The sequence below is a fragment of the Paraburkholderia sp. UYCP14C genome (assembly GCF_004197395.1).
Taxonomy (GTDB): Bacteria; Pseudomonadota; Gammaproteobacteria; order Burkholderiales; family Burkholderiaceae; genus Paraburkholderia.
In genome coordinates, this window is record NZ_SELS01000002.1 from 211007 (window position 1) to 222486 (window position 11480).

Here is an 11480-nt window from a genome sequence, read left to right on the forward strand (position 1 = left end):
GCCCGCTTCTTGCTCACATAGCGCACCTTTTTTGGCATAAGCGGGACATATCGATGGAAAGTCTGAAATACGGCGCCGATACCGAGTTTCTTCTGATCGGCGCCGCCATGGTGCTGGCGATGCACGCGGGGTTCGCCTTCCTTGAGCTCGGCACCGTGCGCAAGAAGAATCAGGTCAATGCGCTGGTCAAGATTCTGGTGGACTTCGCGGTCTCGACGATCGCGTACTTCTTCATCGGCTACACGATCGCCTACGGCGTGCAGTTTTTCGGCAACGCCGCGACGCTCGCCGAGCACAACGGCTATGCGCTCGTGCGCTTCTTCTTCCTGCTGACGTTCGCCGCGGCGATCCCCGCGATCGTGTCGGGCGGCATCGCCGAGCGCTCCAAATTCAATCCGCAGCTGTTCGCGACGTTCGTGCTGGTCGGCTTCGTCTATCCGTTCTTCGAAGGCATCGCGTGGAATGACCGCTTCGGCATTCAGGACTGGCTGACGCAGGCGTTCGGCGCGCCGTTCCATGACTTCGCGGGCTCGGTGGTGGTGCACGCGTTCGGCGGCTGGGTCGCGCTGCCGGCCGTGCTGCTGCTCGGCGCGCGCCACGGTCGTTATCACCGCGACGGCGGCATCGCCGCGCATCCGCCGTCGAACATTCCGTTTCTCGCGCTCGGCGCATGGGTGCTGACAGTCGGCTGGTTCGGCTTCAACGTGATGAGCGCGCAGACGCTCGACAAGATCAGCGGCCTCGTCGCGGTCAACTCGCTGATGGCGATGGTCGGCGGCACGCTGAGCGCGTGGTTCGCCGGCCGCAACGACCCGGGCTTCACGTACAACGGCCCGCTCGCCGGACTCGTGGCCGTATGCGCGGGCTCGGATCTGATGCATCCGCTCGGCGCGCTGGTCACGGGCGCCATCGCCGGCGTGCTGTTCGTCTATATGTTCACCTGCGTGCAGAACCGCTGGCGCATCGACGACGTGCTCGGCGTGTGGCCGCTGCACGGCCTGTGCGGCGCGTGGGGCGGCATCGCGGCCGGCATCTTCGGCATGCATGCGCTGGGTGGGCTCGGTGGCGTGTCGTTCGCCTCGCAGGTGATCGGCACGCTCGGCGGGATCGTGGTGTCGGGCGTCGGCGGCACGATCGTGTACGGCGTGATCCGCATGACGGTCGGTCTGCGACTCGACCAGGAAGAGGAATACAACGGCGCCGATCTATCGATTCACAAGATTTCGGCAACGCCGGAGTGAACCAGGGCTGCGCGAGCGGAAAACGGGACCGGCGCGGGCTCCGCGCCTGTCCCCAAATCGACGCGCCGATGCTAGACTTCGCGGCTGGAGATGGCATTCTCCATTAACCGCCCTTGGGGCTGATGATGCCTGCTACGCCCGGTCATGCGGACGCGGCATCAACTCGCCCGCATCGACCGGTTTGTCGACATTCCGGTTTCGATCCTCTTCCATGTATTGGTCTCTTCTAGCTGTCGCGATTGGCGGCGCACTCGGCTCGCTGTTTCGCTGGTTCCTCGGCTTTCGGCTGAACGCGATCTTTAGCGACCTGCCGCTCGGCACGCTCGCCGCCAACGTGATCGCCGGCTACATCATCGGCGTGGCGGTCGCGGGCTTCGCGCGGGTGCCCCAGCTCGCGCCGGAATGGCGGCTGTTCGTCATCACCGGTCTGATGGGCGGCCTGTCGACGTTCTCGACGTTTTCCGCGGAGGTCGTGCAGCGCCTGCAGGACGGCCGGCTCGGCTGGGCCGCCGGCGAGGTGGCGATTCACGTGAGCGCGTCGCTGATCATGACGATTCTCGGCATCGCGACGGTTTCGCTGCTGGCGCGCTGAGACCCGCACGTGAGCTTTAGCCGGCTACCGGATCGACTGCCGATACCGGGGCGCTGCGCGCTTCGATCGCAAGACCGGCCTGCAGACACAGGTCCTCCCTGAAATGCGCGGCAACGATCTGTACGCCTACCGGTACTCCGTTCACGAGATCGGTCGTGACCGTGAGGCCCGGCAAGCCCATCGCCGGTAGCGCTCGCATGGTGAGTTGCGACTCCCACACACGCTCGAAGCCGTCGATTCCCTCGCGATCCAGATCGTCGGGAAACGGCAGTTCCGCCGATACCGGCAGGATCAGAACCGCATATCGATCGAGGAAGGTCCGCCACTGCCGCATCAAGGTCGTCCGTCTCACCAGCGAGTCCTTGATCACGTCGGCTGGCAGATCGACTACCTTGAGCCGAGCCGCGGCGACGACCGCAGCCGCGCCCGGGTCGCCATCGCACTCCACCGAGCGTGCCAGCGCATCGAATCCATCTCCTAGCCACAGCCGCTCCTGAACTTGCGCCGCGTCGCGAATCGGGGGCGTGTCGTCGATTTCGTCGACGCTCCAACCGGCATCGACGAGTTTGCGCGCGGCTTCGCGCAGCGCCGCTTCGACTTCCGCAGCGATCCGCAAACCGCCGGGACGCAGGCACAACGCCGCGCGCTTCGGCGCCTCGGCGCCGACCAGCGGCATCGGCACATACCAGGGATCGCGAACGTCCGGCGCCGCAAGCGCCAGCAGACCCAGACGCAGGTCCTCGATGGTTCGGCCCATCGGACCGGCCGCCGACATCAGCTGAGCCCCGATCGTACGTTCGGGCCACGTTGCGTTGTACGCCGGCACGCGTCCCAGGCTTGGGCGAATCCCATGGATGCCGCAGGCGTACGCGGGATAGCGGATCGAACCGCCAATGTCGGTGCCGATCGCGAGTTGTCCGATACCCGCCGCAACGGCGGCAGCGCCGCCGCCCGATGACCCACCGGGCGTGCGCGACCGGTCGCGGGGATTGAAGGTCTTGCCGTGCACCTGGTTCGACGTGAACCAGCGCAACGCGAAGGTCGGCGAGTTGCTGCGGCCCAGCAGCACCGCGCCCGCCTTTTCGAGGTTGTCGACCAGCGGGCTGTCCTCTTGAGCGACGAGGTTTTCGTGGCTCCGCGCTCCGTTCGTCGTCGCGAAGCCACGCTGGTCGATGTTGATCTTCACCGTCACCGGCACGCCGGCAAGCGGCCCCAACGTCTCGCCGCGAGCGCGCGCGCGGTCCACCGCCTCGGCCTGCTGAAGCACCGCTTCCGGCCGGTATGCAACGATTGCATTCAGCGCCGGATTCACCGACTCCAGACGTTCCAATGCGGATTGCGCGGCCTCTTTGGCCGATACGTCGCCGTTCCTGATCCGCGTCGCAAGATCGTTTGCACTCAGGCGCCAAAGCTCGGTCATGGTTCCTCCAGCAACTCGTGGTTAGTCTTCGCTGATCCGAACGATGGCTTCGCCGCCGCTTCGGATTCATCGGTCATACACGCATGGCGTCATTTAGCACGCGCTTTGTATCCGCATGTTGTCTGATACCGCATTATTTGTAACCGAACTCGGAACCTTCCGAGCGCCGGCTGGCGGATTACTATGTCAGCCGGTCACACGACTGCGCGCGAGGTAGCATTTCGACCATTCACCCGGGCAGGCGCTGCCCTTGTCGATCAACAGAGTCCGGCGCATGCCACCATTCCATGCTCTTTTCGTTCTGCTCGGCACGCTGCTCGCCGCAAGCGGTTATGGGGCGACGTTTCTGCTCTCGATGCATTTCCGGTCCGTGGGCGGAACCGACCTGAATACCGGCGTCGCGTTCGCGCAAGCGGTGATCGGCACGTTCGTGAGCTTTCCGCTGGTGGACTGGTTCGCGCCGCGCGTCGGCGCGGCGCGATTGACGGCGATCGGGGCGCTATGCCTCGGCGCGGGTGTCGCGGCTTTCACGGTAGTCGCGCCCGAGAATGCGATCGGCTTCGTTCCCGGGTTCCTCGTCGGTTTCGGCTGGGGTTCCTTCAGTCTCGCCGCACCCATGGCGCTGGCCGAACGAACCACCAATACCGATCGTGGCTCATGGTTGATGCGGTTCGGCACGATACAGATGCTGGGCATCGGCGCCTGTCCGGCGCTCGCCGCGTTCGCGATCCGCTCGCTGCACTGGACCGTCGCAACCGTGCTGCTGGTCGTCGCAGGCCTGTGCATGATCGCATCGTTGATGCTGGAAGTTTTCGCGCGGCTGTCGCCGAATCCCGCAACGCACCTGCAAAGACCATGGGCACTCAGTTCCGGCGCCATTCTGCGCACGCGCGCGGTTTATTCGATCGCGATGATCGGCTTGTGTGCCTGCGTTTTCTCCGGCTTGTTGACGTTCCAGATGGCGCTGGTTCAGGGGACGGGATCCAGCGCCGGTACGTTCTTCAGCGTCTACACCGTGACGGTCGTTGTCGCGCGCTGGCTGCTTGGACGGCTCGTGATCATTTCGCCGCGTGAAATCACGACGAAACTCGTGCTGCTGTTGATGCTGCTCGGCGTCGCAGCCATGTTCGCCGTTCCGTATCACACGCTGTTTCACCCGACCAGCGCCGTCCTGTTCGGAGCCGGCTACGGGCTCGCCTATCCTGTGATCCAGGAACAAGCCGTCAACGATTCCGATTCGATTTATCGTCATGCCGCGCTGACATGGTTCATCGTCGCCTACTCGCTCGGTGCGTTCGGCTTTCCCGCCGTCGGCGGATGGGTGCTCGTGCACGTAGGAAGGAGCGCGTTGATTGCGCTGATCGCGATGTGTGGCACGTCGGCGCTCGCGCTATCCGTACTGCGCGATAAGCGACACCTCACTACAAAAATCGGTTCGTGAGCGCGAGGCGGGATCATAATCCAACGCTCAGCGTCAGCGTAGTAATGTGAATCGGATAGATATCACTAAAACGCCTTCAGTTATTTCTTATTTTCCTTGTACGGAAACACCGCCTCATTGAGCTTCCATTCACTTTTTATCCGACTTACTTTATTGATTGAAAGTTTTTGCGCGACTCGATGTGCGGAGCATGATTCGTGGACGCGTGGTCAGCCTTATGCGTCCTTTTGCGCCTATTGCCGCTGCAAACCGCTTTGGACACGCATTGCCGGAACCTGTAAAAAGTCAAAAACCAATCAGCAGCCGGTAATTTTTGCGTGTAGCCTTTGGCGTGAGTGACAGTCTTGATGCTTTCAATGCCTTCTTTCGGGATGCCGTTTTTGCGAAGTTTTTCGGATCTGGCTGCGTGGAATTTTCCGATGAAAATGGAGGCCAGCGTAGTTATTACGCAAGAATATTGATGTGGCGATTACCGAATCCACCCGTGAGCGCATAGCGTTTTGCGAGTATGCGAATCACGTATCACCGCGGCACGCGACGCAGCGCCGCTGACAGTCAAGCTTCCGCTGTTGTGCGCTGATAGATGAAAAAAAAGGCGTCGCGTTGCCGCGACGCCTTAAAAAGTTCTAGCCATTCCGAGGGCCGTGCTAGAACCTGAGAGAAGGTATTCGAAAGGCGCAAGCGCATTGGGCCGACAAATCGATCCTGCAATCCGGGATTATTCCGCTCGCATGCACCAAAACGCAGCGGTGAAAAGCGACTTTCGAAATTAGGTTCCATTTTTTATGGTTATGCTGACTAAGTCAAGCAAAAAGATATAGTCGCCCATGAATCGGCAATTTCTTCCGATACAATGAGTTCCTTAAAGATATCTGAAAGGGATGCCCCGGTTTGGAGATGCTCCCGCCCTCTATGAGCGGCCGTCAACAGCTTGTCGAACGAACAATTTGAAATACCGTTCCAAAAAAACGCATGAACCGATCTACACCCAACCAGACCGTCGCCGCCAGGGTCCCCGCCAGCAAAGACCGGGAGGGCCCGGGCGATGAAGTCACCGCGCTCGCGCGCGGCCTGACCGTACTGCGCGCCGTCGCCGCCGCGCACGCCCCGCTGAGCAATCGCGAACTCGCCGAGTTGACCGGCATCCCGAAACCCACCGTGTCGCGCATCACCGCGACCCTCGTGGGCGCCGGTTTTCTGCTGCGACTGCCCGACAGCGAGCGCTTCGTGCTGACCTCGTCGGTGCTCGAACTGAGCAACGGCTTTCTGCGCAACTTCGACATCCGCTCGCGCGCGCGGCCGTTTCTGATCGAACTCGCGGAACGCACCTCGTTGTCGGTGCACCTCGCGGTGCGCGATCGCTACGACATGGTCGTCATCGACGCGATCCGGCCGCGTTCGGCGGTGCTCGTCTCGCGGCTCGAAATCGGCTCGCGTATGAGCCTGACGCGCACGGCCGTGGGCCGGGCGTACCTCGCGGCGCTCGCGCAGCCGGAACGCGACCGTCTGCTCGTCGGCCTGCAGACGGCCGAAGGTGACGATTGGGGCTATATCGGCAGCCGTCTCGTCAGCGCGATCCAGGACACGCTCGAGCGCGGCTTCGCGATCGCCACCGGCGAGTGGTACAACGGGCTGAACGCGATCGCGCTCGGCTTCGTCGGGCCGTCGGGCGAGCGCTACGCGGTCAATTGCGGCGGCTCGGCCGACCAGTGTCCGCGCGATTGGCTGATCTCGCACGCCGCGCCCGCGCTGCTCGAGTGCATCGACAAGATCGTGCAGGAGATCGGCGGCGCACCGGGGCGCCGGCTCGACGAATAGGTCGTCGGCAATATCGTGCGCCAAACGGCGCCATCCCGACTTCGATCCACGCTGTGGCGATCGCATGCCGCCCTCACCCGACAATTCGCCAACATCCTGTAACCTTCGTAATCAACCGAAAAATACGCGGCTGGACTGTTACGGACGCCGCAACGTACGATCACGCATCCCGTCGCGGGACCGCGCGCGGCGAGCCGCGAGCGCCGTCGAAACGGCCTCGCCCATCCGTGTGATGATTCCGCATTGCGTTAACATCTCTGTCCCGCGCCTCGGATAGCATCGCGCTGAACATTGCGCGGCGCCCACCGCCACGACCGCCTGACCTGCCGCCCATGTACCGGCCACCGTCCTTCGAACGGCGGCGAGCGCATCGGCGGCTCACATCACAAAGCCAGCCACCTGACCGAACCGATGGACGAACAACAAAAGCACCCGGAAACCCAACGCCCTACCGCTTCCCAGCCAGCCGCGAGCGGCGCGCAATCGAGCGCGCCCGGCACGGTGAAACGCCATCGCGGCCGCACCGTCGCGCTGATCGTCGCGGCGCTGGTGGTGCTCGGCGTCGTGCTGTGGCGCTGGCATCCGTGGGGCGGGCCCGGCAGCGGCGCGAGCGCGCCGGCTGCCGCGAGCGGCGCGCGCAGCGGCCGCTTCGGCCGCGGCGGCGCGAACGCGATGGCCAACCTCGCGCAGCCGGTGCACGTCGCCGCCGCGACGCAGGGCGAGATGCCGGTCGTGCTGACCGCGCTCGGCACGGTCACGCCGCTCGCCACCGTCACGGTGCTGCCGCAGTTGAGCGGCGTACTGCAGGACGTCTATTTCAAGGAAGGCCAGATGGTCAGGAAGGGCGACGTGCTGGCCCAGATCGACCCGCGCCCGTATGAGATTTCGCTGCGCAACGCCGAGGGCACGCTGGTGCGCGACGAGGCGCTGCTCGCGACCGCGCGTCTCGATCTGAAGCGCTATCAGACGCTGCTCGCGCAGGACTCGATCGCAAGTCAGCAGGTCGACACCCAGGCGTCGCTGGTGCGGCAATACGAAGGCACGGTGAAGTCCGATCAGGCGAACATCGACAGCTTCAAGCTCGACCTCGTGTACGCGCGCATCACCGCGCCGGTGTCGGGACGCGTCGGCCTGCGCCAGGTCGACCCGGGCAATTACGTGACCTCGGGCCTCACCAACGGCATCGTCGTGATTACGCAGCTCGATCCGATCAGCGTGGTGTTCACCACTTCCGAAGACAACCTGCAGCAGATCATCCAGCACACGCAGAACGGCGAGTCGCTGTCGGCGACCGCGTACGACCGCAGCAACACGCATCCGCTCGAAGTCGGTTCGCTGAAGACGATGGACAACCAGATCGACACGACCACCGGCACGATCAAGCTGCGCGCGATCTTCGCGAACAAGGACAACGGCCTGTTCCCGAACCAGTTCGTCAATACGCGCCTGCTCGTCGATACGATCAAGGACGCGGTGATCGTACCGACCTCGGCGGTGCTCAACGGCTCGATGGGTAGCTTCGTGTACGTCGTGAAGGCCGACAACACGGTCACCGTGCGCCAGGTCAAGGTCGGCCCGGTCGACGGCGAGCGCACCAGCATCCAGTCGGGCCTCGCGGTCGGCGAGCGCGTCGTGATCGACGGTTCGGACCGGCTGCGCGAAGGCGCGAAAATCACGATTCCGGCCGAGCGGCCGCGGGGCGCATCCGGCGCATCCGGCGCGCACGGCGCGAGCGCGCCGGCTGGCGCCTCGGCCGCCTCGGGCGCGCACGCGCATCACGGCCGGAAAGCGTCGCAGGCATCGCAATAAAGTAAAGGCTCGGCACTTACCGCATGAATCCATCCCGCGCTTTTATTCTGCGTCCCGTCGGCACCGCGCTGCTGATGGCGGCGATCATGCTGGTCGGTCTCGTCGCGCTGCGCTTTCTGCCGCTGTCCGCGCTGCCCGAGGTCGACTATCCGACGATCCAGGTGCAGACCTTCTATCCGGGCGCGAGCCCGGACGTGATGACCTCGTCCGTGACGGCGCCGCTCGAGCGGCAGTTCGGGCAGATGCCGTCGCTCAACCAGATGTCGTCGCAAAGCTCGGCCGGCTCGTCGATCATCACACTGCAGTTCAGCCTCGACCTGCCGCTCGACATCGCCGAGCAGGAAGTCCAGGCGGCGATCAACGCGGCGGGCAACCTGCTGCCGTCCGACCTGCCCGCGCCGCCGATCTACGCGAAGGTGAACCCGGCCGACGCGCCGATCATCACGCTCGCGATCACGTCGAAAACGCTGCCGCTCACGCAGGTGCAGGATCTCGCCGACACGCGTCTCGCGCAGAAGATTTCGCAGGTCGCGGGGGTGGGTCTGGTGAGCCTGTCGGGCGGCCAGCGCCCGGCGATCCGCATTCAGGCGAACCCGCGCGCGCTCGCCGCGTACGGCCTGAATCTCGACGACCTGCGCACCACGATCTCGAACCTGAACGTCAATACGCCGAAGGGCAACTTCGACGGCCCGACGCGCAACTACACGATCAACTCGAACGACCAGTTGACGAGCGCCGACGAGTACCGGAGCGCGGTGGTCGCGTACAAGAACGGCCGTCCGGTGATGCTGACCGACGTCGCGAGCATCGTGGCGGGACCGGAGAATACGAAGCTCGGCGCGTGGGTCGACAACACCCCCGCGATCATCCTGAACGTGCAGCGCCAGCCGGGCGCGAACGTGATCCAGGTGGTCGACAGCATCAAGACGCTGCTGCCGCAACTGCAACAGTCGCTGCCCGCCGCGCTCGACGTCGAGGTCGTCACCGACCGCACCACGACGATCCGCGCGTCGGTGCGCGACGTGCAGTTCGAACTGGCGATGTCGGTCGTGCTGGTCGTGCTGGTGATGTACCTGTTCCTCGCCAACCTCTACGCGACGATCATTCCGAGCCTGTCGGTGCCGCTGTCGCTGATCGGCACGCTCGCCGTGATGTACCTGTGCGGCTTCTCGCTGGACAATCTATCGCTGATGGCGCTGACCATCGCGACCGGCTTCGTCGTCGACGACGCGATCGTGATGATCGAGAACATCGCGCGCTACGTCGAGGAAGGCGACACGGCGCTCGAAGCCGCGCTGAAGGGCTCGAAGCAGATCGGCTTCACGATCATCTCGCTGACGGTCTCGCTGATCGCGGTGCTGATTCCGCTGCTCTTCATGGGCGACGTGGTCGGGCGCCTGTTCCATGAATTCGCGATCACGCTCGCGGTGACGATCGTCATCTCGGCGGTCGTGTCGCTGACGCTCGTGCCGATGATGTGCGCGAAGCTGTTGCGCCACACGCCGCCGCACGAAAGCCACCGCTTCGAGGCGAAGGCGCACCGCTTCATCGACTGGGTGATCGCACGCTACGGCGTCGCGCTCACCTGGGTGCTGAACCGTCAGCGCTCCACGCTGGTCGTCGCGGTGCTCACGCTGGTGCTGACCGGGCTGCTTTACGTGTACATACCGAAAGGCTTCTTCCCGGTGCAGGACACCGGCGTGATCCAGGCGATCACGCAGATGCCGCAGTCGGTGTCGTTCGCGTCGATGGCCGAGCGTCAGCAGGCGCTCGCCGACCAGATCCTGAAGAATCCGGACGTCGAAAGCCTGACCTCGTTCATCGGCGTGGACGGCAGCAACATCACGCTGAACAGCGGCCGCATGCTGATCAACCTGAAGCCGCGCGACGACCGCAACAACACCGCGAGCGACGTGATCCGCCAGTTGCAGAAGGACGTCGCGCACATTCCGGGCGCGTCGCTGTACATGCAGCCGGTGCAGGACCTGACGATCGACTCGACCGTAAGTCCGACGCAGTATCAGTTCATGCTGACCGATCCGAACATCAGCGAATTCACGACATGGGTGCCGAAGCTGGTCGACCGCTTGAAGCAGTCGCCCGAGCTCGCCGACGTCGCGACCGATCTGCAGGACAACGGCCGCTCGGTGTTCATCGAGATCGACCGCGCGACCGCCGCGCGCTTCGGCATCACGCCGGCCACCATCGACAGCGCGTTGTACGACGCGTTCGGCCAGCGCATCGTGTCGACGATCTTCACGCAGTCGAACCAGTACCGCGTGATTCTCGAAGCGCAGCCGACGATGCAGCACTACACCACGTCGCTGAACTCGATCTACCTGCCCTCTTCCACGTCGTCGGGCGGCCAGGTGCCGCTGTCGTCGATCGCGAAGTTCATCGAGCAACCCGCGCCGCTGCTGGTCACGCACCTGAGCCAGTTCCCGGCCACCACGGTGTCGTTCAACCTCGCGCCGGGTTCGTCGCTCGGCGCGGCCGTGCAGGCGATCGACCAGGCCGAGAAGGACATCGGCCTGCCCGCATCGTTCCAGACGCGCTTCCAGGGCGCGGCGCTCGCATTCCAGGCGTCGCTCGCGAACGAATTGTTCCTGATCCTCGCGGCGATCGTCACGATGTACATCGTGCTCGGCGTGCTGTACGAGAGCTTCATCCATCCGATCACGATTCTGTCCACGCTTCCGTCGGCCGGCGTCGGTGCGCTGCTCGCGCTGCTGATCACCGGCCACGATCTCGACATCATCGGCATCATCGGCATCGTGCTGCTGATCGGTATCGTGAAGAAGAACGCGATCATGATGATCGACTTCGCGCTCTACGCCGAGCGCGAGGAAGGCAAGCCGCCGCGCGAGGCGATCTACCAGGCGTGTCTGCTGCGTTTCCGGCCGATCCTGATGACCACGCTCGCCGCGCTGCTCGGCGCGCTGCCGCTGATGCTCGGCACCGGCGCGGGCTCGGAGCTGCGCCGTCCGCTCGGTATCGCGATCGCCGGCGGTCTGATCGTGAGCCAGCTGCTGACGCTGTTCACGACGCCGGTGATCTACCTCGCGTTCGATTCGCTCGGCCGCCGGCTGCGCGAGCGCTTTCACCGCGGCGATTCGTCCGGTAGCGCCACGCCGCCCGCCACCGATGCCGGGAACTGAG

General features: G+C 64.4%; 7 protein-coding genes and 1 riboswitch. Of the genes, 6 read left to right on the forward strand and 1 reads right to left on the reverse strand.

The genetic code is table 11. From position 1 onward, the window contains the following. The first annotated feature begins 53 nt into the window (after window positions 1-53). Together EVC45_RS02695 and crcB are read left to right on the forward strand one after the other, a co-directional pair. The gene (locus EVC45_RS02695; protein ID WP_129956488.1) at window positions 54-1241 is read left to right on the forward strand and encodes an ammonium transporter; all 1188 of its coding nucleotides are present in this window, start codon (window positions 54-56) and stop codon (window positions 1239-1241) included. Window positions 1242-1318: 77 nt separating this feature from the next. Further along, window positions 1319-1380, forward strand: a riboswitch (Fluoride riboswitch). Between the two features lie 72 nt (window positions 1381-1452). Further along, complete coding sequence (gene crcB / locus EVC45_RS02700; protein WP_129956489.1) at window positions 1453-1833, forward strand: fluoride efflux transporter CrcB; 381 nt, start codon at window positions 1453-1455, stop codon at window positions 1831-1833. Between the two features lie 16 nt (window positions 1834-1849). Here the strand turns inward: crcB and EVC45_RS02705 are convergent, their stop codons facing one another. Further along, window positions 1850-3253, reverse strand: a complete 1404-nt coding sequence (locus tag EVC45_RS02705) for an amidase family protein (protein WP_129956490.1) — start codon at window positions 3251-3253, stop codon at window positions 1850-1852. Window positions 3254-3527: 274 nt separating this feature from the next. Between EVC45_RS02705 and EVC45_RS02710 the strand changes: the two genes are divergently transcribed. From EVC45_RS02710 to EVC45_RS02725, 4 genes are all read left to right on the forward strand, one after another. Beyond that, complete coding sequence (locus tag EVC45_RS02710) at window positions 3528-4694, forward strand: MFS transporter (RefSeq protein ID WP_129956491.1); 1167 nt, start codon at window positions 3528-3530, stop codon at window positions 4692-4694. Window positions 4695-5666: 972 nt separating this feature from the next. Further along, window positions 5667-6512 (forward strand): IclR family transcriptional regulator, encoded by an 846-nt coding sequence (locus EVC45_RS02715; RefSeq protein ID WP_129956492.1) that lies wholly within the window; start codon window positions 5667-5669, stop codon window positions 6510-6512. Window positions 6513-6923: 411 nt separating this feature from the next. Continuing rightward, entirely contained in the window at window positions 6924-8321 is a 1398-nt protein-coding gene (locus tag EVC45_RS02720) for an MdtA/MuxA family multidrug efflux RND transporter periplasmic adaptor subunit (RefSeq protein WP_129956493.1), read from the forward strand. A 23-nt stretch (window positions 8322-8344) separates the two neighbouring features. Continuing rightward, window positions 8345-11479 (forward strand): MdtB/MuxB family multidrug efflux RND transporter permease subunit, encoded by a 3135-nt coding sequence (locus tag EVC45_RS02725; RefSeq protein WP_129956494.1) that lies wholly within the window; start codon window positions 8345-8347, stop codon window positions 11477-11479. The last annotated feature ends 1 nt before the right edge of the window (window position 11480 follow it).